This window comes from uncultured Desulfobulbus sp., from assembly GCF_963662935.2.
Taxonomy (GTDB): Bacteria; Desulfobacterota; Desulfobulbia; order Desulfobulbales; family Desulfobulbaceae; genus Desulfobulbus.
This window is the reverse complement of the sequence record NZ_CAXXTL010000002.1, coordinates 1,311,718-1,335,584: the sequence shown is the minus strand read 5'-3', so window position 1 is coordinate 1,335,584 and position 23,867 is coordinate 1,311,718. Positions and strand designations below refer to the sequence as shown.

The 23,867-nt window shown below is 59.5% G+C and carries 10 protein-coding genes and 2 pseudogenes; 5 read left to right on the top strand and 7 right to left on the bottom strand.

The annotated features are described in order from the left end of the window. Positions 1-99: 99 nt before the first annotated feature. From ACHZCX_RS10150 to ACHZCX_RS10140, 3 genes and pseudogenes are all read left to right on the top strand, one after another. Positions 100-2,187, top strand: a pseudogene (locus ACHZCX_RS10150) (N-6 DNA methylase). Next, positions 2,188-3,411 carry a restriction endonuclease subunit S gene (locus tag ACHZCX_RS10145; protein ID WP_319587123.1) on the top strand — a complete coding sequence of 408 codons (1,224 nt, stop codon included), beginning with the start codon at positions 2,188-2,190 and terminating at the stop codon, positions 3,409-3,411. A gap of 149 nt (positions 3,412-3,560) precedes the next feature. After that, positions 3,561-6,805 (top strand): annotated as a pseudogene (locus ACHZCX_RS10140) (type I restriction endonuclease subunit R). 637 nt (positions 6,806-7,442) lie between these two features. On the opposite strand, the gene tpx reads toward ACHZCX_RS10140, so the two are convergent. The 3 genes from tpx to ACHZCX_RS10125 form a co-directional block, all read right to left on the bottom strand. Next, a complete protein-coding gene (gene tpx, locus ACHZCX_RS10135) occupies positions 7,443-7,943 on the bottom strand; it encodes a thiol peroxidase (protein ID WP_319587120.1) in 501 nt (166 codons plus the stop codon). Positions 7,944-8,163: 220 nt separating this feature from the next. Then, a complete protein-coding gene (locus tag ACHZCX_RS10130; protein ID WP_319587119.1) occupies positions 8,164-8,664 on the bottom strand; it encodes a Fur family transcriptional regulator in 501 nt (166 codons plus the stop codon). A 155-nt stretch (positions 8,665-8,819) separates the two neighbouring features. Then, a complete protein-coding gene (locus ACHZCX_RS10125) occupies positions 8,820-9,734 on the bottom strand; it encodes an ADP-ribosylglycohydrolase family protein (protein ID WP_319587118.1) in 915 nt (304 codons plus the stop codon). A gap of 223 nt (positions 9,735-9,957) precedes the next feature. Here ACHZCX_RS10125 and ACHZCX_RS10120 point away from each other — a divergent pair, with 223 nt between their 5' ends. Beyond that, on the top strand, positions 9,958-11,322 hold the full coding sequence (locus tag ACHZCX_RS10120; protein ID WP_319587117.1) for a hypothetical protein: 1,365 nt from the start codon (positions 9,958-9,960) through the stop codon (positions 11,320-11,322). 27 nt (positions 11,323-11,349) lie between these two features. On the opposite strand, the gene ACHZCX_RS10115 is transcribed toward ACHZCX_RS10120, so the two are convergent. From ACHZCX_RS10115 to recC, 4 genes are read right to left on the bottom strand one after another with little or no spacing between them, the layout of a single operon-like run. Beyond that, positions 11,350-12,264 (bottom strand): selenium metabolism-associated LysR family transcriptional regulator, encoded by a 915-nt coding sequence (locus tag ACHZCX_RS10115; protein WP_319587116.1) that lies wholly within the window; start codon positions 12,262-12,264, stop codon positions 11,350-11,352. Positions 12,265-12,284: 20 nt separating this feature from the next. Next, positions 12,285-14,126 carry an exodeoxyribonuclease V subunit alpha gene (gene recD, locus ACHZCX_RS10110; RefSeq protein WP_319587115.1) on the bottom strand — a complete coding sequence of 614 codons (1,842 nt, stop codon included), beginning with the start codon at positions 14,124-14,126 and terminating at the stop codon, positions 12,285-12,287. After that, on the bottom strand, positions 14,123-17,632 hold the full coding sequence (recB, locus tag ACHZCX_RS10105) for an exodeoxyribonuclease V subunit beta (protein ID WP_319587114.1): 3,510 nt from the start codon (positions 17,630-17,632) through the stop codon (positions 14,123-14,125). Before recB ends, recD begins: the two co-directional genes overlap by 4 nt. Continuing rightward, positions 17,619-20,834: an exodeoxyribonuclease V subunit gamma gene (gene recC / locus ACHZCX_RS10100; RefSeq protein WP_319587113.1), complete on the bottom strand. Its 3,216-nt coding sequence runs from the start codon at positions 20,832-20,834 to the stop codon at positions 17,619-17,621. The genes recB and recC overlap by 14 nt, the downstream gene beginning before the upstream one ends. 174 nt (positions 20,835-21,008) lie before the next feature. Between recC and ACHZCX_RS10095 the strand changes: the two genes are divergently transcribed. Continuing rightward, positions 21,009-23,855, top strand: coding sequence for a PAS domain S-box protein (locus ACHZCX_RS10095; RefSeq protein WP_319587112.1), 2,847 nt, complete (start codon positions 21,009-21,011; stop codon positions 23,853-23,855). Positions 23,856-23,867 lie beyond the last annotated feature (12 nt).

Genomic DNA, 23,867 nt, shown 5'->3' with positions numbered 1-23,867 from the left:
ATCAAAGTGATTGCCTCTCTAGCAAAAAAAATGTATGAGCCTGATGGCTCTATTTTTCCAGATAAATATGAATATTTTTAAGTGCCTGGCGATTTTTACGTGAACAGCGACCAACTCAAATAACTCGAAAACGACCTCTGGGCGGCGGCCGACAACCTCCGCGCCAACTCCGACCTCAGCGCCAGCGAATACGGCACCCCGGTGCTCTGTCTGATATTTCTCAAATTTGCTGACATCAACTACCGCCGCTACGAACAGGCCATCCAGGCCGAGTTTGACAACCTAAAGGGCACTCGCCGGGAAAAGCCGCTCCATGAGATCGCCATGGCCCAGTGCGGTTTTTACCTGCCCGGCCACGCCCGCTACAGCGCCCTGCTCAACCTCCCGGAAGATCAGGACATCGCCAAGGCCATCGAAACGGCAATGACCGACATCGAGCGCTACAAGCCGGAGCTGGCCGGCAGCCTGCCCAAGGACGAGTATTACCGCCTCACCCGCACCCAGGACACCAAACACCTGCCCTTTGACCTGCTGCGCCAGTTCGACAACATCCCCGACGACGCCGACGGCGACATCTTCGGCCAGATCTACGAATACTTCCTCGGCAAGTTCGCCCTCTCCGAAGGCCAGGGCGGCGGCGAGTTCTTCACCCCGCGCTCGGTGGTGCGGCTGATGGTCGAGATCATCGAGCCTCACGGCGGCACGGTGTTCGACCCTGCCTGCGGCTCGGGCGGCATGTTCGTGCAATCCGCCGGGTTCATCGCCGCCCACCGCGCCGAACTCGAGCAGCAGGGCAAGGACACCAGCGTCTTTGTCTACGGCCAGGAGAAACGCAGCGAGACGGTCAAGCTGGCGCGGATGAACCTGGCGGTCAACGGCCTGCGCGGCGACATCCGCCAGGGGATCAGCTACTACGACGACCACTTCGATTCCTTTGGCCGCTTTGACTATGTGTTGGCCAATCCGCCCTTCAACGTCGACGAGGTTGGGCTCTCCACGGTGGAAAAGGACCGCCGCTTCACCACCTACGGCATCCCGCGCAATAAAACCAAGCTCAAGAAATCCGACCAGGGCAAGGAGACGGTGCCCAACGCCAACTACCTGTGGATCAACCTTTTTGCCAGCTCGCTCAACGACACCGGCCGCGCCGGCCTGGTCATGGCCAACTCCGCCTCCGACGCCCGCCATTCCGAGGCCGACATCCGCCAGACCCTGATCGAGCAGAACCTGATCTCCAGCATGCTCACCCTGCCGTCGAACATGTTCTACACCGTCACCCTGCCGGCCACCCTCTGGTTTTTCGACAAGGCCAAAAGTGATGCACGCATTCTCTTCATCGACGCCCGCAACATCTTCACCCAGATCGACCGCGCCCACCGCGAGTTTTCCGAGGAGCAGGTGCAAAACATCGCTATCATCAGCCGCCTGCATAAAGGCCGCAGCGTTGAGTTCCTCGCCCTGATCGACGGCTATTTCAAGGTGGGCATGGAGCGGCTGGAGAGCAACAGCGCCCTGGTCAAGCCGGTCTCGGCGCAACTGCTGGAAGTGCTCGACGACGGCCCCGGCAAGGCGGCGGTGGCTGGTCTGGTCGCGGCCTGGCAGGGGCTGGCGGATCTGCGCTGGGCCTATGGCGGCTACCAAGAGGCAAGCCAGGGCTTACGCACAGTGGAGGAGAAGAACCAGGCCCAGCACCAGTTCCGCGCCGCCTTCACTCCCTTCTTTGCCGCCCTGCACGGCTGTCTCAAGCAGATCGACAAGGTGGTGCGCCAGCATGAGAAGGAGTTGGCGGCGCTGGCCAAGGCGGGCGGCAAGGGTGGCAAGCGCCAGAACGCTGACCGCGCCACCAAGCAGTTGAAGAGCGGACTGGAGGCCCTCCATGTCGAGGTCAAGCAGGCGGAAAGCAGTTTTGGCCACATCGGCTGGCTGCAGGAGCGCTTTCCCGAGGCCCGCTACGAGGACGTCACCGGTCTGTGCAAACTGGCTGGTTTGGAAGAAGTGCGGGAGCAGGATTATTCGCTCAACCCGGGCCGCTATGTGGGTGTAGTGATTGAGGAGGATGGGAAGACGGAGGAGGAGTTTGTAGCTGAAATTACGCGATTAAATGATGAACTGATGGAGGCCAATGCTCAAGCGACGTCTATTGCTAGCGTCATTGCCACCAATATCGCCAAAATTTCAGGTGATTAAATGAAAATTTTTCCAGAAAATTGGGAGATTTTGGGGGCAAATATCGTTTGCTCGGAAATATTGGACTGTATCAACAAAACCGCACCTGTTGTCGAACATGATACAGGATTCCGAATGATCCGAACCACAAACATCCGTAATGGTCGTATTGACGTTATTAATAATCGATTTGTGGAAGAGGCTGTTTTCAATAAATGGACTCGCCGCGCTCGACTGAAAAAGAACGATATAATTCTTTCCAGAGAAGCACCTCTCGGCGAAGTCGGTCTATTACGTTCTGACGGCAAATTGTTCCTGGGGCAAAGAACAATGCTGTATCGCGTCAATCCTGAAAAAGTAGATCAAAATTATCTCTTTTATCAGATGGTTGGCCCCTATGTTCAGGCGGTAATTCAAGCGAAAGGATCTGGTTCAACCGTTGCTCACCTTCGAGTGCCTGACGCAGAGACACTCCCAATTCCGATAGCACCGCTGCCCACCCAGCGCAAAATCGCCGCGATCCTGATCGCCTACGACGACCTGATCGAGACCAACAAGCGCCGCATTGCCCTGCTGGAAACGATGGCCGAGGAACTCTACCGCGAATGGTTCGTGCGCATGCGCTTCCCCGGTTACCAAAACACCAAGTTCGTCAAGGGGGTGCCGGAAGGTTGGCCGCAAAAGAGGTTTGGTGAGTTTTGCATGTTGAAACGTGGCTACGATCTGCCAGACGCCTTAGTCGAACCAGGCCAATACCCGGTTATCGCCTCGACCTCGATAAAGACATTTCACAAACTTTTCAAAGCTGAACCGCCTGTCATAACAACTGGTCGCTCTGGCAGTTTAGGTCAAGTTCTGATGACTCACTCGCGGGCATGGCCTCTCAACACCACTCTTTATGTTCTCGATTTCTTGGGAAATTCAGCGTATTTAACATTCTATATGCTGAAAAATATGGGGCTTGAGGGGTTTAACTCGGGTGCCGGTGTTCCAACTCTCAATCGCAATCATCTCAATGGCCTTCCCGTATTTGTCCCCGAGCCAAATCTCCAGAAGGAATTTGATTGTATTATAGAGCCATTACACCAACAGGCAGAAAACCTGCGTCAGTCAAATGTTAACCTCATCCAAAACCGCGACCTGCTCCTCCCTCGCCTGATTTCCGGCAAGCTCCCGGTCGAGGACCTTGACATCCATTTTCCGCCAAGCATGCGCGAGGAGCTGGCTCACAGCCTGCCGGAATGACGGATGGGCGGATGGGAGGATGTAATGGGTGCCCTGTAGTGCGGGGGGTAACGTCTTTTCGCGGGCATGGCCCGCTCCTACCCACGCTGGGACCGTAGGAGCGGGCCATGCCCGCGATATAAACCTTGCAGAGCAATTGGAGGTTGTTCATGCCCAACTTTATTGGGGAAGACGACATCGAACGAGTCCTGCTGCAACGCTTGCAGCAGGACTACGGTTACGAGACGCTCAACTGCTTCACCGTCGACCCCGCTGATCTGGCCGACGGTTCCGGGCGCATGGACAAACGTGAGGTCATCCTTCAGGACCGGCTGCGCGAGGCGGCGCTCCGCCTCAACCCGGATATTCCCCCGTCCGTCTTTGCTGATGTGCTCAAACAACTGTGCGACCAGCGCCAGGTGATGGCCCCGGTGGCGGCCAATCGCGAGCTGGACGGGCTGATCCGCGACGGCGTCCAGGTCGAGTTCAAGGACAATCACGGCAAAACCCGCCGCGAACGGGTACGGATCATCAACTTTGACGACCCGAGCGCCAACCGTTTTCTCGTTGTCAGCCAGTTGTGGATTCAATCCAGCGGCGCCGGACCCAAGGCCGGTTTCCGCCGCCCGGATGTGCTGCTCTACGTCAACGGGCTGCCGCTGGTGTTCATCGAGCTGAAGAACTCCAACGTCAAAGTGAAAAGCGCCTACGACGACAACCTCACCAACTACAAGGCCGACATCCCCCAGCTTTTTCTCTATAACGCCCTGTGCGTGCTCTCCAACGGCATCGAGACCCGGGTCGGCAGCATGACCGCCGATTGGGAGTTTTTCTTCCACTGGCTGCGGCCCGACGACGAAAAAGAAAAAATCCGCCGCGAACAGATCGCGGCCCAAGGAACCAGCGTCGAACGTTTCCTGGCCGGTCTCTGCCCGCCGGACAAGCTGCTTGATTATTTCGAAAATTTCATCATCTTTCACAAGAGCAGCCAAAAAATCATCGCCCAGAACCACCAGTTCATCGGCGTCAATCGCGGCTTTGCCGCCTTTCTCCGCCGTGAGGAGCTGCGGGGCAAGCTGGGCGTGTTCTGGCATACCCAGGGCTCGGGCAAGAGCTTTTCGATGATCTTCTACGCCCGCAAGATATTCCGCAAATGCGTCGGCAATTACAGCTTTGTGGTGGTTACCGACCGCGATGACCTCGACCGCCAGATCTATAACAACTTCCTCCATACCGAGACCGTGCGCAAGGCCGATGCGGCCCAACCCAAGGACAGCGGCCAGATGCGGACCTTCCTTGGCCAGAACAAACGGCTGGTCTTCACCCTGATCCACAAATTCCGCTGGCCCAAGGGCAAGGACTACCCGCTGCTTTCCGGCCGCGACGACATCATCGTCATTGTCGACGAGGCCCACCGCACCCAGTACAAGTCGCTGGCCGAGAACATGCGCGCCGGCCTGCCGAACGCCCAATTCCTGGCCTTCACCGGAACGCCGCTGTTGGGCCGCGAGCGCAAAACCAACGAATGGTTCGGGGATTATGTGTCGGAATACAACTTCAGCCAGTCCATGGACGACGGCGCCACAGTGCCGCTGTTTTACAGCAAGCGCGTGCCCGAGGTGCAGAACCAGAACGACGACCTGAGCGATGAGTTTTACCAGATTCTGGAAGACGAGCACCTCGACGAGAGACCCAGCAGGCCAAGCTGGAGCGCCAATTTGCCAGCGAGCTGGAGCTGATCAAGCGCGACGATCGGCTGGAGCTCATCGCCAAGGACATTGTCGCCCACTTTCCCCGCCGGGGCTATCTGGGCAAGGGCATGGTCATCTCGGTGGACAAGTTTACGGCGGTGAAGATGATCGACAAGGTGCAGCGGCTGTGGAAGGAGGCTATCAAAACCCTGCGCGGCACCATCAGCCAATCCACCAACGAACTGCACAGCGCCCGCTTGAAACGGCAGGTGGCGTACATGAAGGCGGTGGAGATGGCGGTGGTGATCAGCGCCGAGAACGGCGAGGAGGAAAAGTTTGCCCAGCAGGGGCTCGACATCCGGCCGCACCGCAAGCGCCTGGACACGCTCGACGCCAACGGCCATGATCTGGAATACAACTTCAAGGACCCGGAACACCCGCTGCAGCTGGTGTTTGTCTGCGCCATGTGGCTCACCGGCTTTGACGCGCCGACCGTCTCCACCCTCTATCTCGACAAACCGCAGAAGGATCACACCCTGATGCAGACCATCGCCCGCGCCAACCGGGTGAGTGCGCACACCATCGGCGGGGTGGAGAAGCGGCATGGCGAGATCATCGACTACTACGGCGTCTTCGGCCGCTTGAAAAAGGCGCTCAAGGACTACGGCCAGGGCAATGCGGGCGAGGAGCCGCCGGTGCGGGACAAGGAGGAGCTGTTTCGCCTGCTGGAGGAGGCTATCGGCCAGGCCTGCGTCTACTGTGCAGACAAGGGGGTTGAGCTGCGCAGCGTGCTGGCGGAGCAGGATATCTTTCAGCAGTTGGGCCAGTTCAAACTGTGGGCGGACACCCTGCTGGCCAAGGACGAATGGCGCAAGAGTTTTTGTGTGTACGAGAACGTGGTCACCGGGTTGTTCGAGGCCTGCATGCCGGAGGTGCTCGGCGCCCCGGTGGTGCGGACCGTGGCGGTGGTGCAGTATCTGCGCGGGGTGATCGACAGCATCATCGAGCAGCAGGACATCGAGTCGGCGCGGCGGCGGATCGGTGAATTGCTCGATGAAAGCGTGGTGGTGGGTGACGGCGGTTTGCCCATGGCCGATGAGCACGAAACCTACGTTATCCGCCAAAAAGGCAAACTCTGGGATCTGAGCCGGATCGATTTCGACAAGTTGTGGGCCGAGTTTAAGGCGACGGTCTACAAGAACATTGAGATTGCCGATCTGCGGGTGTTCCTGGAGAAAAAGGTGGCGGAAATGCTGGGTAAAAACAGCACCCGCCGCAATTTTGGCGAACGGCTGCAGGAGGTGATCAACGCCTACAACGCCGGCAGTAGTTCAGTGGATGCGGTGTTTGAGGAGTTGATGCAGTTCGCCGCCGGCCTGCGGGAAGAGGAGGCGCGGCACATCCGCAAGGGCTTGAGCGAAGACGAACTTGAACTCTACGACCTGCTCAGCAGGGATAAGATGACCAAGGACGAGGAGCAGAGCGTGCGCTTGGCGGCCAAGGCCTTGTTGAAGAGGTTGACCGAAGAACAGCCCAAGGTGCTGGTGCAGGATTGGTATAAGGACAGCCAGACCCGGCTGGCGGTCAAGGACGAGGTCAGCCGGGTGCTGGACAATTTCTTGCCCCACGACAGTTACGACACCATCGTGTTCAACGAAAAGCGGGACAAGGTGTTTGAATTGACGCTTGATCTGGCGATTAACCGCCTCCGGTGGGCGGCATGAAGAAAAGATGGGCAACCAGTGGCTGATTGCTGCAAATGTCGCCGATAAAATCGGGCTGGGTGCAGCACTTGAAGCCTTGAAGGATTGCACCAGAAATCGTCGATGCGAGGCGGACGCTCTTGGGCGACCTGCCAAAATCTGGTGAAACGGGCGCACACGCCGGGGACGCCGGAGCATGGCAACGATCAAAACCCCTGCCACTTGTACAATCGATGAACTCGTAAAAAGGAAGAATTCTCCGTTTTGTCATTTCGAGTGCAGCGAGAACTCTCTGTAGAATTGAGCTTCTTGCAAAATGAACGTCCGCATACTGTGTCATTTCGACCAACGGGAGAAATCTCATGCCTTAAAGGACGATATTTCTCGCTACCGCTCGAAATGACGAGAATAATCATTTCGCTCTTTTCCAGATAATCGGGTCGAAACAAACAATCTTTCATTTTGCAACAGGCTCGAATTATTATGAGATTTCTCCTCGCTGTGCTCGTCGAAATGACAGGAATAGACTTTTTACGAAACCATCAAAATCGGAAGGGCATCAACGGGGACAGGGGAAAAGGGGAAAGAGCGACGCCAATAAAAAAAGCTCCGGTCAGGGGCTGACCGGAGCTTTCGGGAAAACAGACGGGTTGGAAGATTACTTCAACGCGGCGAGCGCGGCATCGTAATTGGGCTCCTGGGCAATCTCGGGAACCTGCTCGGTGTAGATGACCTTACCGTCGGCATCAATGATGACAATGGCGCGGGACAACAGACCGGCAATGGGGCCGGTGGTGATGGTCACGCCGTAATCCTTGCCAAAGGCGTTGGAGCGGAACACGGAGAGCGATTCCACATTCTTGAGGCCATCGGTCTCGCAGAACCGGGTGTGCGCGAACGGCAGATCGGCGGAAATACAGAGGACAACCGCATTGGTCAATTCCCCGGCGGTCTTGTTGAACTGGCGGACCGAGGTGGCACAGACCGGGGTGTCAATGCTCGGAAAAATGTTGAGCACGATCTTCTTGCCTTTGTAATCGGCAAGCGTCACTTCGGACAGATCGGTTTTGACCAGCGTGAAATTAGGGGCTGCGGATCCCTTGGCGGGCAGGGTACCGATGGTTTCAATTGCATTGCCTTTCAGGGTAATTTTGGCCATGGTAGGTCTCCTTTTTCAAATGATATCGAGTGGAAGGACATTACGAGTGGTATGAGGCGCCTGTCAACGGGCCGCTTCACAAGCAGCAAACAGAAAGCAAACATTGCTGCAGACGATAATCATTCTCTTTTTACTGTAAAGCAGAATTTTAAAAGAAATACTCCCCGGGGCAGGGGGAGGAGACGGCGGGAGGCTGCCTGCGATGGAGCTGGGCGGGAAGTTAGCGCGTTGAGGTGATTATTGGCTGGACAACAGCCTGTTCCGGTGTGTCGTTTTGCTGATCTTTTCGGGCACAGGCGGCACAGGTGCCATGCACGACCACACTGGTGCGGGCAACGGCGCCGATTTCCGCAAGACCGGACGGTAATGTCATGGCATCAAAAGAGTGCCAGGCAAAATCGAACACTTGGCCGCAGGTATCACAGAGAAAGTGGTGATGACGGGTGGTCAGCGCTTCGTAACGGGCCTGACTCTCCACGGTTTCCACCCGGTGGATCAAACAGAGTTTTTCAAAGGTGGCCAGCGTCCGGTAGACCGTGTCGAGCGACAGGGCCGGCAAGCGTTTTTCCAACCGTTTGTATAGGGTTTCTGCGGAGGGATGATCAAGGGAGCCCAGCAGTTCACGATAAATTTCCAACCGCTGGTGGGTCACCTTGAGGCCGGCGTCCTTGCACATCTGCTCAAAATGCTGCAGTTGCGGTTGGAAGTTTTTTGTCGTCATGAAAAATCCAGATGATAATTTTTACCAAAAACAGAGTGTTGGTTATGTAATATAAGCTATTTTTTCTGGCGTCAATGAGATTTCTTCAAACCACTCTTGTGGCACGCTGTGGTTCCGCCCACCTGTCCTCATCAGCAATCATAACGGGTCACCGTTCATGCTGCTCCTTTCCCCGCAGCCAGCAGGTTGGTAATACGGCCGCAGTGGACCATGCCGGTCAGCCACTCCTCGGGGATGGCGGCCTCTCCCAGATGGGCTCCCAGAATCATGCCGGCAACCAGGCCGCGGGCCGCCGAGTCGCCCCCGGCCATGACATTCTCAATCAGGGCCGTTTTGAGATCGTTTGGGTAGGTGATGATCAGGTGGATGGCACCGGGCAGGGCGGCGGCAATACCGCACATCTGGCCGAATTTTTTGATCACCGTGCGCGTGTCCTTGCCGCCGGAGTCCAAGCCGCCCCGGATGCGATTATCCAGGTCGATATCGGCCACCCCTTCCTCGAGAGCATTTTCCATGGCGGTCACCGGATCGGTTCCCCGCAGCACCTCCCAGGCCGTCTTGGCGATGAATGCGGCTCCTGCCAGGGTGGCCGGGTTGTTGTGGGTCATGGCGGTCTGCTGGCGAACGGCCTCAAGCAGGCGGTCGCGGTCGCTGCGATACCAATAGACCAGGGGTGCAATCCGGGCGGCACCGCCGAGGTCCGAGGAATGGGAGCCGCACTGGTCAGGCGGTAGCCGCCCGGCCAGGTTTTCCAAGGTGGTGGCGGTGGCTTTGTCGATATACCCCCGGTAGCCGGTGAACAGGGCCTGCCAGGCGGCGGCGAAATCGGTCAAGGTAAAGGCGCCGGTCCGGGCCAGGGATTCAAGCAGCACCAAGGCCTGATCGCCGTAATGGGTAAACTCACCTTGCGTCTTGTCGGCATGGTAGGAATCGGGCAGAGGTTTGAGTAAGCGGTCCACCCGGCCGATCCGCTGATCGATTGCATCGGTATCGTAGATCCAGTGGGCTCCCAGGGCGAGACTATCGGCTGCAAATGAGGCCAGGACCATGGCCGTTGCCTGTGTTGTCATAATCATTCTCCTTTGTCGTTCCGACGTTTGATGAACAGGTTGTCATTCCATCGTTCTTTTCCCAAACCAATAGGCTTGGAGGTGGGATTTGTCAAATCCACCTTGCTGCGGGCGTTGCCCTGTTTCGATGGCGGCGAGGTTCAGGGTTAACTCTTGGCAAAGGGCGGTCGATAGAGACAGGAGGCTCTATCAGAATACATTCTACCCCAGATGAGGAGGAACGATGAAAATTGCTGCGACCTCGGTCAGCATGGATGCAGCACGAACCTACAGGGAAGTGGACCAACGATTCACTGGATTAAGCATGGGCACGGCTCCGGCTGAGACCACGGGACAAACCGATCTCTTCGGTATTCGCCTTGCCGCTATGCTTGCCAGCTCAACCCAAACACAACTCACCTGCCGGTCCGAAGTCAGCCAGGCCAGCGGTGACAGCACCACCCTCAGCACCGGCGGCACCAAGGAGACCGGCACGGAGGCAACCCTCGCGCAACTGGCCGGGCAGGTGATTGGCCAGCCGTTGAGCATCCGCGCCTCGGAGGTCGACGAGACCGCACCGGCGCCGTTTACCCCGCTGGATCAGGCAGCCAGCCCCCTGTTGAGTGTGCGGACGGCCAACCTGGTCAGCGGTACGTTCTACAGCCAGGAAGAGTCCCTGCTGTTTGCCGCCCAGGGCACGGTCCAGACCACGGATGGACGGGAGATCGCCTTTGATCTCGGTCTTTCCATGGAACGGTCCACCATGGCCTTCGAATACTCGGCGGTGGAGGTTTCCACCCTCTTTATCGATCCCCTGATCCTCCAGTTTGACCTGGACTCGCCGTTGCTCGGCGACAGTACCTTTCTCTTTGATCTCGACAGTGACGGGGCCGCGGAGAATCTGGCCTGTCCCGGCAGCGGTTGCGGATTTCTGGCCTTTGATCGCAACAATGACGGGGCTATCAACAACGGCCTGGAGCTGTTTGGTCCGGAGAGCGGCTCGGGTTTTGGCGAACTGGCCGAACTGGATTCCGACGCCAACCAATGGATCGATGAAAACGATCCCATCTTTAACCAGTTGTTCATCTGGAGGCCCGACGGACAGGGTGGTGAATCCCTGATGTCTCTGCAAGAAGCCGGAGTCGGGGCGATTTCCGTCCTCCATGCCGGTACAGGCTTCCAATTGGAAAAGGCGGACGGAACCATCCTGGGAACGATCAAGGCCAGCGGTGTCTTTCTTACCGAAGAGGGCGAAGTCCGCTCCCTGCAAGAGGTTGATCTGGCCCTGCCCGGTACCCAGGCAGCCATCGGCACGAGCGGTTTTCGTTCGTCGGCTCACCGGTTGGAGGCGGCCATGCAATCCCTGCGGGACATCATCAGCATGCAGCGTCTGCGGCTGCGGATGATGCTCACCGGTGAGCGTCTGCGCAATGCGGTGGCCAAAAAGGAGGATCCGCAGGGTTTCCTGTTCAACTGGCTGCAGGCGCGCAGCGAGTGGCAGGCCCAGGTTGAGAGCTGGCTTGGGGAAAAGAACGGGCTTGAACCGGCCGGTTTGGCTGCTCCTTTTGCTTGGATGGAAAGTCAGCCCGGAGCAGAAAAGAGCAGTTGATCGCGGCCCGGAACAATCCCGGCACCGTTACGGAGCCGGGATTGTCTCCCGGTTGGCCGCCGCTCGCAGATGGTCCAGAAAGACGGCAGCCACCGGCGAGGGCTCGCGGTTCTTCCGCTGGATGAGATAAAGAGGCCGTTCAGCCGCCGCATCTTCAAGAGAGAGCGCCACCAAGGTTCCCGTCTGCACGTCCTGGGCTACGGACCGGGCGGAAAGCACGGCAATGCCGATGCCGGCCTTGACCGCTTCCCGGACGGCCTCGTTGGATCCCAGGGTCGCTGTTTCCCGGAGATCGGTTTCCCGGTGGCCGCGTTGTTCGAGGATGCGGGCGATAACCTTGCGGGTGCCCGAGCCCTGTTCCCGGAGGATCAAGGGGTGTTTGAGCAGTTCGCCGACGGGCAGGGCGGCGTGCGCGGCCAGCGGGTGATGGGGAGGGACGGCGACAACCAGGGTGTCCGTAAAAAGGGCGCTCCATTCCAGGCCCCGTTCGTTCCAGATTGCACCGACAAGACCCAGGTCAACGGTGCCGTCCAGTATCCGGGAGGCGATGGTCCGCGAATCGCTGACCTGGACCTGGGGTCTGACGTCGGGATATTGCCGGCAAAAGGAGGCGAGCAGCCGGGGCAGGATGTAGGCCCCCGGAATGGTGCTGGCCCCGATTCGCACCTCGCCGCTCAAGGCTCCGTTGTAGCGGGCGATGGCCTGCAGGGCTTCCTGCTGCAGTTGGGTCATCCGGACCGCGTAATCGTAGAGCAGGCGTCCGACCGGGGTGGGGGCCGCTTCCCGTCCCAACCGGTCCACCAGTTTCAGCCCCAATTCTTCCTCCAGGCTACGGACATGCTCGCTCACCGTCGGTTGCGAGAGCAGCGCCGCCTCGGCCGCCTTGGTGAAACTCTTCAACTCTACCACCTTGCGGAAAACTTCCAGTTTTCTGATGTCCATGCAGGTCTCTCGTTGCTTGTTTAAAGGGGATTTTCTGAAGGGAGGCCGCTTTCCTGGCGCCGGAGCTTTTCCCCAAGGCCGGAATAACGGACGACCCGGCGCTGGATGGCCCGGAGAAGCAGGTCCCTGCGGCACACAAGGATCAGGTGCTCCCGCGCCCTGGTGATGCCGGTGTAGAGCAGTTCGCGGCTGAGGATCGGCACATCGTCTTGAGGGAGAATGAACAGCACCTGGGCAAATTCCGAACCTTGCGATTTATGGACGGTGATGGCGTAGGAGGTCTGCCAGGCAGGCAGGCGCGCCAGACCCACCGGCCGGATCGCGCCGTTTTCCAGGGGGAACCAGGCCTGAAGCGTGCCTTGATCGTCGGGCCAGAGGATGCCGGTGTCGCCGTTGAAGAGGCCGAGACCGTAATCGTTGCGCAGGATGAGGATCGGCATGCCGCGATAGACCCGCTCTGTCAACGGGACGTGGCCCTTGCGCCGGAAGAGTGTTTCCGCCAGGCGGTTGATGCCCTCGACCCCGCTCGGTCCTTCGCGCAGGGCGCAGAGGATACGCCGATGGCTGAGTTCCTGGAGCGCCGCTCGAGGCGAATCGGCGGTAAACAGCGGCAGGAAGAACCCTTCGAGGTGCTCCTTGAGCCAGGTTGTCGGCAGCGATCCCGCTCCCTCCTCAATGTGTAAATCCGGTGCCTCCTGGAGCAGGACTTTTTCCATAATTTCGGGATCGCCGGTATTGACGGCCCGCGACAGGGCCCTGATTCCGGAACCCTCGGCGAACCGGCGGCTGGTATGGAGAATGACCAGCGAGTCGGCCAGGGGGTCGGATGCCTCACGGGAAGAGGACGGGATTTGGCCCTGACCGATGAGCGGCTGCACCTGTTCGACAAGCTGTTGCGACCAGCGGATTTCCCCGGTGCCGCAGAGATCGCCGAACAGATTGCCGGCCTCCACCGAGGCCAGTTGATCCCTGTCCCCGAGGAGGATAACCCGGCTGGTGGCAGGGAGGGCATCGAGCGTCGCAGCCATCAACGGCACATCGATCATCGAGGCTTCATCGAGGATCAAGAGGTCGAGGTGAAGCGGATTGGTTGCATTGTGGAGAAAACCGGGCCGCTGGGACTGAAATCCGAGCAGCCGGTGCAGGGTTTGGGCCTGATCGGGAATCGCCTCGGCCAAAGAGTGGGGCAAGGTGGTTTTGGCGTGGTGGATCGATTCCTGAAGGCGGAGGGCCGCCTTGCCGGTGGGTGCCGCCAAGGCAATGCGCAGCTTTTGAGTGGAGAGCGCGATCAGAAGCGCGAGAATGCGGGCCACGGTGTAGGTTTTGCCGGTACCCGGTCCGCCGGAGATAACCAGAAAGCGTTTGCACAGAGCCAGAACGGCGGCGGTTCGCTGCCAGTCGATGGCCGTCGATGGAACATCGGTGGGAAAGAGGGCATCGATGAGCGGCTGGGCCGTTGATGTGGCAATCTCCTCGATTCCGGTGGCCCGCTGGCGCAGAGACTGGGCAATAGCCTCTTCGTAGCGGTGAAAGCGAAGCAGATAAAGGTTGTCGTGCGCATCGAGGATCAGAGGGGTGACCTCGCCGGGACGGCCGACCACCGGGGAAGCCAGAAGGTGTTGCCGGAGGGTGGCTGGATCGCGGAAAGGTCCATTGTCCAGGCCGGTGTCTGCCAGCAGGCCGGGCACCGCGGACAGGGGTAGACAGGTGTGGCCCTGTCCGGTAGCCCAACTGGCAAAAGACGCGAGCACGGGGAGTTCCTGGCACTGTCCCCGGTCAAGCCGTTCCAGCAGACGGGCCGCCTGGACATCAATGAAACGGAGCGCCCGGCTGGCGAGCAACTGATCTAGCATGGTCGTCATCTCCCTTTCCCACCCCGGCAGCAATCGTCGAGGGCCGCGATCAGACTGAATTCCGGCCGGGAAACGTGGATGCCCGTTCCCGGAGGATGGTCCGGATGCATGGCCCGGAGGAAAAGATAATAGACGCCGCCCACCTGGTCATCGTACCGGTACTCCTTGATCCGGGAACCAAGGAAACGGTGCAGGGCCAGGGTGTAGATCAGGGATTGGAGATCGTACTGGTGGCTGTCCATGCATTCTGCCAGGGCTTCGGGTCCGTAATGGGCGCGCCCAATCCCGAGATGGTTTGATTTGTAGTCGACAATGAAATACCGGCCTTGGTGGCGGAAGACCAGATCAATAAACCCCTTCATCAAACCCTGCAAGGTCGCTGCGGTTCCGGCCAGGGGGCGAAATCCCGCGCTTTCGAGCAGGGTGTTGAAGCGGCGGAGATCGACCTGTTCCAAGGGAAAAAGAAAGCTGAGTTCGTCGATCCGGTCCTTGCCGGCCACCTGTTTGAGGGCACAGGCGGCGGGCAGGGGGACGGTCAACAGGTCATCCAGCCAGCGGACCGTGGCCGCTTGCCAGCGCGGGTCGATCCCGGCCTGCTCGAGTACTTCGGCCAACAAGGACTGCTGTGTGCCAACGGGGCGGTTGAAATCGAGACCTTCGAGCAGGGTATGGAGACAGGTTCCGGCGGCCGGCCCCCGGGGAAAGGTGAAGATAGAGGAAAAATCCTCCGGGACGTTGGCAACGGCGCTGTCCCGTTCATCCCTGTCGGTGTCCATGGGACTGTCGCTACCGGCGCTCAGGCGGGAATAGCTGGTCATCGACCAGCCGGGATTGATCCTGCCCTGGAAGGTTTTCGGTCGCAGGGTTGGTTTGTCGCTCGCGAAAGCGAGGCGGTGGGTGCCGAAAGACTCGGGATAGGGCCGAATGTCGAGGAGGTTTTCCGCAGCATGCAATGAGCCCAGTTGGCGGACCAGTTCGGCATCGTCGGCCGGGCAGCGTCCCTGGTGCAGGAGGTGGGCCAAGGCGGTGCGCTCCATTCCTTTGGCCCGGCCCCAGCAGAACAGGCAGCAGCATTTTGCCCGGGTCACCGCCACATACAAAAGGCGCAAATCCTCGGCCAACAGCTCTTCCTCGGCCCAGAGGCGATGTTCCTCCTGGCCGGTGCCAAGGTCCAGGGTCAGGCGCAGGGTGTTCCGGTCGTGGAAGCTGAGTGGCTGAGACGTGTCCAGGCCTCGGCTGGCCCAGGGAAAGGGGAGAAAGACCACGGGGAACTCCAAACCTTTGGCCCGATGAATGGTGACGATCCGCAGCAGTTGTTCGTCGTTTTCCAACCGCACCAACTGGTTGGCGGCGTTGTTGTCCGGATTTTGGGTCTGCTGCCGGTACCAGCGCATCAGGGGCGCTATGCCGTGCTCGCCGGCCGGGCTCTGTTGGAGCAGTTCGGCCAGATGAAGAAAATTGGTCAGGCTCCGCAGGCCACCGTCCCTGGCCGACAGACGCTGGGTGACCCGTTCTTCGGTGAGGAGGCGCTGGAACATCGGCATGAATCCCTGGTCGCGCCACATCTGCCGGTAGCGGAGCAGGCTGGCCAGCCGTGCCTCCCAGCTCCGTTCATCCACGCTGAAACGATGCAGATCCTCCCCGGTGCAGCCGAACAGATCGGTTGTCAGGCAGGTACGGATGCGGGCGGCATCGGCCAAATCGACCAGCGCCGCCAGCACCAGGGTCAGTTGGCGGGCTTCGTCGCTCGCAAAAACCGAGGTCTGGCTGTACGCAACACTGCTCAGTCCCCGGAGACGCAACCCTCCTTGCATGGCCTCTGCTTCGTGGTGGCTGCGAACAAGAATGGCGATATCGCTGGTCATAAGCTTTTTCCCGGCAATGGTCGCCCGGCCCCCCTCGGCCTCTTCCAAGAGATGGACAATGGCGTCGGCGCAGAAGTCAACAGCGGCCTTGGTTGCCCGGTCCTTGCTGATGGTTTTCGATTTCTCGTTTTTCAGCCGGTCGGTGTCAAGGACAAGTGCTGTCAGTGGCGCCAGGGCCTGTCCCCCGAGCAGCAGCGGCTGCGTCTTGTGCTCGGCTGCTGCCTGGACAGGCTGGAAAGCGATGTCGTCGGTGAAGACAAAGGCGTCCTGCCTATGACCGAACATGGCGTTCACCGCCCGCACCATGGCTGGAGTCGAGCGGTGGTTGACGCCCAGGGTGTAGTGGCTGTCAGTGGTCGTGTTGCGGCGGGCCTGAATGTAGGTGAAAATGTCGGCGCCGCGAAAGGAGTAGATCGCCTGTTTGGGGTCGCCGATCATGAACAGGCTGCCGGCGCTCTGACGGTAGATGCGGGAGAAGAGCCGGTATTGGACGGGGTCGGTGTCTTGAAACTCGTCAACCAGGGCCGCCGGATAACGGGCGGCGATGGAGGCCGCCAGTTGTAATCCGCTTCGGGGCCGCTCCAGAGCCTCGTCAAGGCGAGTCAAGAGGTCGTCGAAGGCCAGCCAGCCCTGGGCCCGCTTGTGCCGATCAAGTTCGGCTCGCACGTATTGCCAAGCCTCAAGCAGAACAAGGATGGCCCGGCAACACAGGCATTGGTCGTGGCACTGGAACCATTGGTCAAACAGGGTGAAGAAGGGGTGGGCTGGGGGGGAGCATTTTTTTTTGACCAACTCGGCCATGACCGAAGTGGCGAGCCGGTTGATTCCCTTGGGCAAGGGAAAAGGCGGATCGGCTTGATGGGCGAGATGATCCATGGCGGCGAGCAGCTCGGGAACCTGATCGGCGAGGCGATAGGCCTTTTCGTTACGTTGCAGACCCGGATCCTGTTCAAGAATGGCCCTCACCCGGTCACGATCCTGTGCCCACGCTTGCCGGACCTCGGCAAAGAGCCGGCAACTCTGTGCCGTCAGTTCGCTGACCGCCTGGATATCGACCTTCGGGATAAGATCGACACCCACGGCGGTGACCGAGTTGCCGAGCGCCTTGAGCAGCCCGGACGGATCACCCCAGGTTGCTGCGGCCCAGGCCGTTTCTTCCTCCGTTGCCGGATAGAAGCGGTTGCGCCAGAAATCCTCGATCACCTGCTGGCGCAGCGGTCCCTCGCTCTCCAGCAATTCGACCTCGAATGGCATGCCGGATTCAAAGGCGTGGTCTTGCAGGATGCGCTGGCAAAAGCCGTGAATGGTGTGGATGGCAGCCTCGTCCATCCGCACCAGGGCATCATTGAGCCGCTGCTTGGCCAATTCCTGCGGGAGAGCCGCCAGGAGGGCGGTCAATTGCCCATCGGCCTCGCCTCGGTGTTCCAGGTGATCGAGGGCCTCGCGCAGCCGGCGGCGGATGCGGTCGCGCAGCTCACCGGTGGCCGCCCGGGTGAAGGTGACCACCAGGATCTGGTCGACCGCCAAGCCGCGTTCGAGCAGCAGGCGGAGGAAGAGCAGGGCCAGGGTGTAGGTCTTGCCGGTGCCGGCGCTGGCCTCGAGCAATCGGCAACCATGCAAGGGGAGGGTGAGCGGATCAAGCGCCTGCATGCTCGTCCTCCAGGTGGGCCAGAATCGGAGTAAAGAGGCTGGTCAGTTCAACAAAAGCAGGGCTCAGCGGCAGTTCGGTCGAGGAGAAAAAATAGCGATAGGCCGGGTTGCCGCCCTCGCCGGTCCGTTGAAAGCCCTCTTGCCAGATCTGCCGCGCCCGGGCCTCCTCTTTGCCGGTTCCCACCGCCTTGGCCCAGGCCATGCTGGTTTCCGGGAAAAAGGGCAACGGCTGCGAGAGGCCCTGCCAATAGAGATCGAGCAACCGGTGGAGGTGTAATTCGGGATCCGCCACCGGCCTGAGGGCTGCGCGGCGCACCGGGTTGTCGGCCTGTGCCCTGTCCCGGGCCAGGTGGACGGAATGAAGAGAGAGGCCGGGCGGGTTGAGGAGGTTGAGGATCAGGTGGTTGATCCACAGTTCCATCAGGCTTGAGCCCTTGAGTGCGCCGCTGTGCCAGGTGATCCGGCCGCCCCGGTGCAGATCGGCCAGCCAGCCGGTGAGGCGGAAGGGACCAATGGTGCGGTCAATTTCCAGCGGCTCATGGGGCTGTGCCAGCAAGGGGCGGAGTTGATCGGCAAAAAGGCCGCTTATTTCGGCTATTCCAGCAAACTGGGTGCGGCCGAAACCGGCTTGGGGCAGGCGGCCGCTGCTCTCCAGGCTGCACAATATATCTTCTTCCGGCATCCCTTGCAGCAGGTCGTCAACGGTTTCTCGGCGCAGAATATACTGTTGCAAGTGGTCAAGCACAAAGGGTTCGTTTTCCTCGATTCCCGCTTCTTCCTCCCAGAGGCGCAATCCAATGGTCCGTTCGAGGAAAAAACGGACTGGGTGTCGCCAAAAGCGGAGCAGTTGGCGGACGTCGACGGTGCGCCCTTCCGGTCCGGGCGGCTCCAGCGGGGTGCGGAGAAAAGGTGGTGCCTCGCTTTCCCGGTCCGCCGGCAGCCAGGCCGGATTGTAACTGGCGGTGGCGACTGAGCCGTCGAAACAGCGGGAGCTGAAGGGCTGCATCGGATGGGTGGTGGTCAGGTGGGCGGTAATGCATGTTGCCGTAAACCGACAGCTTTGTTCCAGGTAATCCCGCAGTTCGCTGACCACCACCGAGGGCGGAACGATGCTGTCGTCGCGTTGGTTGCGGCCCACCCAGGATACATAGAAGACATCACGGGCGGAGAGCAGGGCCTCGAGAAAGAGATAGCGGTCGTCATAGCGGCGATTACGGTCACCCAGCCGCGGTGCACTGGCCATCAGATCAAAGGCGACCGGATGCTGGGAGCGGGGGAAGTCCTGGTCGTTCATCCCCAGCAGGCAGACGACGCGGAAAGGGACGGAACGCATCGGCACCATATTGCAGAAGGTGACCCGGCCGCTGAGAAAGGCTTGGCCGTTTCCGGGTTGGGCGAGTGCGGAGTCCAGGTGTTGCGTGAGAACGACAAGCGAAAGTGACTCGCCGTACCCGGCAAGGCGGCAGTCGGATTTGAGAGTATTGATCGCCTCGCGCAGGGTGCGCAGTCCCTGGTCGTCGTCTTCGGGATCGAAAAAATCCGTGAGCAGACGGAGCAGGCCGTCGCACCATTCCTCGACCGGGCGGCTCTGGCGCAGGCGCAGCCGCCAATGGGCCAGGGTCTCGATCAGGGTGAGAAATCCGCCGAGCTCAACGGTCTCGCTGCTGGCCAGATGACCGTAGGGCAGGATGCCCAAATGGGGCTCCCTGCAGTCGCCCATGAGATAACCGAGCAGTAACCGGTCCAGGCCAAAGCGCCAACTGTGGAGGCTTCCAGCCTGGATTTCCAGCTCGTGCCGATGCGTGTCATCGAGCCCCCAGCGGATACCCGTATCCCGGACCCAGGCGTGCAGGCGTGGAAGAATGGCCGGGTCGAGCCCAAAGCGGTGGAGAAGGGCAGGTGTTTCGCACAGGGCCAGGACCGAAGGCGCGGTAAAACGGCTCTTGAGAAGAGCGAGCAAATCGAGAAAACATCGGACCAAGGGCTGCTCCTGATGCATCCCCTGATCGGCAATCGACCAAGGGATGCGCCGTTCCTGAGCCGCCTCGCCGAAGACGCCGGCAACCACGTCGGCATACATCTGGATATCCGGGGCGCTGACCAGGACATCGCTGGGGGTCAGGTCCGGAAAGTGCTGAAAGAGGTCGAGCAGGCGATCATGCAGCACCTGGATCTCGCGCAGCGGCGAAAAACAGCAATGGAAATGGAGCGACCGATCGTCGGGATGAAGCGGGTAACGTTCTTCACCGGCGGCGGACCGGTCGCGGAGGTCGAGGATATCGTTGTGCAGGGTGGCCAGCAGATGGGACTGCTCGTTCGCTTGATACAGGTCGATTTCTTGCATCTCACAATCGAGCAGTTGCCGGAAAAAATCCTGCCCGGTTTTACCCAGCGAGACGAGCAGGGGATGGCCCTGCTCATAGTAAGGGTCGATCCCGGTCTCGGCTGTCAGTCGGCCTTTCGTGCGCATTCCGGCCAGTTGCCGGGTCGAGACCAGGTCGCCCCAGTAGTGGCGGCAGGGACTGAGGTGAAAGAGATGCACCTCGGTGTGGCGGCTGATTCGCTCGATGATCTCCAGGTAGACCGGGGCCAGCGAGTTGATGCCGAACAGGTGACAGCGCTGGGGCAAGTTGTCCGGTGCGACCGCTTCATCGGTCAGGAGAAGGCGAAAGCGTTCGGCCAGTTGTGTCCGGTGCGGAACGGAACTGGCAGCTAATTCGCGCCAGAGCATGGCCTGCCAATGGGTTTCTTCCCCCTGCTGCCAGCGGCTGAGCAGGTCTGGCCGGTAAATCTGATACTGATCGAAGACATCGCTGATCCGCCCCGAGAGTTGGTAGAGCTTGCCGCCGTCGCCATCGTCCCGCAGGTAGGTCGCAATTTCCCGGAAGGCGGGGGCGTCGAGCAGGTGCGGCAGCAATCCGGTCACCCGCCAGCGCAGCACCGGTTTACGGAAGAGATCTTCATCCGGCGCCGCCCCCGTCAACGGCTGCAGCACATCCCAGACGAAGCGGGCGGGAAGCGGGAACTGGAGATGGGCGGCGATCCCGGTGGAAAAGGCCAGTTGTTGGGCCACCCATTGAGCCATGCCCTGATTTTGGACCACAATGATCTCGGGGACCAGGGGATCGGCCAAGGGGGCATGGATGACGGCTCGGAGTTGCTGGAACAGCGCTTCCAGACGATTGGATTGATGCAGGAACACGAGCTACTCCTGGAAAAAAGGGTGGGGGGAAATGGCCCCGGAAGTTTTGCCGGAAGCGAAGACTGCAGCGCACAATCCAAGAAAAGAATGGTTTTTATTTTAGGGAACTAGGCAGAATTTGCTATAGTTAAATGTATACAAGCTTCAGTTGATCTTCTTCTCGTTCGCATGCCCATGAATCAACGGTTCAATTATCAGCATATCACTCTCGCCCTCCTGGCCACCTTGATTCTGGCCGGTCTGTTCTATCTCCCTTACCTTTCGGTTCGAAATAAAACCATCGAAACCTTCCGCATCCAGCAGGCGCTCCTGGCTCAACAGGCCGGATCGGGGTTGCAGGCATATTTTTCCACCTACGAGAAAGCGCTTTCCTACCTGGTGCAGCAACCATCCATCCAAAATCTGGACGACGGCGGCAGGGCGCTGCTCCAAGATTTTTTTTCGATTCATCCGGAAGATATTCTCGCCATCCAGCGGTTCGATGCCACAGGGGCACCCCTTTTCGCCATCCCCAAGGAATCTGCAAACGGTCAAGGAGGGGCGGCTGTCCACTGCCGGCAAATCGAGAAACAAGAGAATCCCACGGTGAGTGACGCCATTCATCTTTCGGACGGGAGCAGGCAGGTGTATTTTTCCGCTGTTGTTGCACCGGATAACCAGTTTGCCGGCTGTCTCTCCTTTTCCCTGCCCTTTGCCCAGGTGGCCAGCCGATACCTGAAGCAGATCCCCTTAAACCATAACGGGTATGCCCTGCTGTTCAGCCGCGAGGGGGATATCCTCGCGGCTCCCGATGCCGCTCTTGTCGGCAAAAGCAGTCACCATCTCCGCGGCGAAACCGATGAGTTGGCACAACTGCGGATGGCAATTACCGGCAAGGAGCAGAAGATTTTGTTCTTTTCTCGGGATCTTCGCCCCGGCACCGACCAGGAGGAGCGTCGGGTGTATGCCGTTGTCTGCCCGCTCGAACTCCCCGGCGATGCTCGATGGTCGATTGTCCTGCTGACACCGGCGCAGGAAGTGCTGGGAGCCATGGCCGAGTTCCGGTCACAGTGGCTCACGGTGACCGTGGTTGCAATCATCGCCGTCGGTCTGCTGAGCCTGCTGCTCAGCGGTATTGTGATCAAGAGAAGGGAAGAGCAGCGGCAACGGAGCGTGGAGGAACAGTTGGCCAGTCTGCTCGATCTGGCTCCGATGGGGGTGTTTCTTCTGGGCGTTAACGAGACGGTGATCTACGCTAATAAGGAAGCAACACATATGATTGCCAACGGCGGCGAGGAAAAGGTGATCGGCCACTGCTTCATCGATTTCCTCCATCGGGATTCCAGACGCACGGTTACGGAAAGCTTGAGAGAGCCGGCAGCGGGCCGCGCAATCAGTGTTGATGCGGTGCAACTTCTTAAGTTTTCAGGAACAATGCGCGAAGTCGTCATCACCGCTACACCGTATCAACTGGGCAAGCATCCGCAATGCATTGTCATCGTCCGCGATGTTACCGAAGAACGGATATCGGCTGCCCGCCAGCGTCGCCTGACTGCGGCTGTCGATCAGGTCAAGGAAGCCGTACTCATCGTCGATTGCATGGGCACTATCGACTATGTGAATGCGGCGCTTGAGGAGATGACTGGGTATAGCCGGGAGGAGTGCGATGGTCAGCCCGTGCGGATGCTCTGGGCGAGGGAGCAGGAAGCACATTTTGACCAGAGAATCGAGGATGTTGTTTATCTAGGGGAGGTATGGCGGGGGAGAATTGTCAACCAGCGCAAGGACGGGAGCCTTTTTATAACGGCAGCAACCGTTTCGCCGGTGCGCGATGGCAAGGGCGCTGTCACCCATTTTGTGCTGGTGCAGCGCGACATTACCCACGAGGTGGAAATCGAGTCCCGCATGCGCCAGGCCCAGAAAATGGAGGCCATCGGCACCTTGGCAGGCGGTATTGCTCATGATTTCAATAATATCCTTGGCGGTATCATCGGCTTCACCGATATGGCTCTGCTTCTGAGCACGCCGGAGACCGAAATTCATAACAACCTGCTTCACATCCGCCAGGGGGGGAAACGGGCAGCAGACCTTGTCCAGCAGATACTCACCTTCAGTCGGCAATCCGCCGTGGAAAAGGTTCCGGTTACGGTTGCGCCGTTGATCAAGGAGAGTCTGAGACTGATGCGGGCCACCTTGCCGACAACCATCGACATCACCCAGGATCTAGTGGCAGTCGATGCCATGGTCATCGCCGCGCCGGTGCAGATTCAGCAGATTGTGATGAACCTCTGTGCCAATGCCTTTTATTCGATGCGGGAGAAAGGTGGTCATCTCACCCTTCGGCTCGAGCAAAAAACACGGGTGGAACTTGGCAAGGCTGAGGAGAATGGCGGAGGAGATTGGGTCGCACTGACGGTGGAGGATACTGGGCAGGGAATAGAAAGCGAGATTCTGCAACGCATTTTCACACCGTTTTTTACCACCAAGGAACCGGGCGAGGGCACAGGTATGGGGCTGAGCGTTGTCCACGGTATTGTTCGGGAACTCGGTGGTGAGATATCGGTGCAATCGCAGCAGGGCGAGGGGACCGTTTTTACCGTACTGCTTCCCGTGGCTGATCACGGGACGAACGGCGGCTTGACGAGCAGCGAGGGACCTTTGCCGGCCGGCTCGGAACACATCCTGATTGTGGACGATGAGAAAGAGATTCGGGAAACGTGCAGAATGATGCTCACCCACCTGGGGTACAGCGTGACCACCTCTGGGAATCCCTTGGAAGTGCTTGCCCTCATCCAACAGGGGCAGCCACCGGTCGATCTGGTGATAACCGATCAGACCATGCCGAAGATGACAGGCATCGATCTCACCAGCGAAATCAGGCGCCTGCGACCGGACATCCCGGTTATTCTGTGCACCGGTTACTCGGACCGTCTCAACTATGATATAGCCCGAGAGGCCGGTGCCTGCGATCTCCTGATGAAACCCATGGACCTTCGGGGATTAAGCACTGCGGTGCGCTCAGCTCTCGATATGGATCTGTAGCCCTTGCCCTCT

Excerpts from the sequence above, each read along its gene's own strand:
- ACHZCX_RS10145 (WP_319587123.1), top strand. The coding sequence starts at position 2,188 with ATGAAAATTTTTCCAGAAAATTGGGAGATTTTGGGGGCAAATATCGTT.
- tpx (WP_319587120.1), bottom strand. The coding sequence starts at position 7,943 with ATGGCCAAAATTACCCTGAAAGGCAATGCAATTGAAACCATCGGTACC.
- ACHZCX_RS10130 (WP_319587119.1), bottom strand. The coding sequence starts at position 8,664 with ATGACGACAAAAAACTTCCAACCGCAACTGCAGCATTTTGAGCAGATG.
- ACHZCX_RS10125 (WP_319587118.1), bottom strand. The coding sequence starts at position 9,734 with ATGACAACACAGGCAACGGCCATGGTCCTGGCCTCATTTGCAGCCGAT.
- ACHZCX_RS10120 (WP_319587117.1), top strand. The coding sequence starts at position 9,958 with ATGAAAATTGCTGCGACCTCGGTCAGCATGGATGCAGCACGAACCTAC.
- ACHZCX_RS10115 (WP_319587116.1), bottom strand. The coding sequence starts at position 12,264 with ATGGACATCAGAAAACTGGAAGTTTTCCGCAAGGTGGTAGAGTTGAAG.
- recD (WP_319587115.1), bottom strand. The coding sequence starts at position 14,126 with ATGACGACCATGCTAGATCAGTTGCTCGCCAGCCGGGCGCTCCGTTTC.
- recB (WP_319587114.1), bottom strand. The coding sequence starts at position 17,632 with ATGCAGGCGCTTGATCCGCTCACCCTCCCCTTGCATGGTTGCCGATTG.
- ACHZCX_RS10095 (WP_319587112.1), top strand. The coding sequence starts at position 21,009 with ATGAATCAACGGTTCAATTATCAGCATATCACTCTCGCCCTCCTGGCC.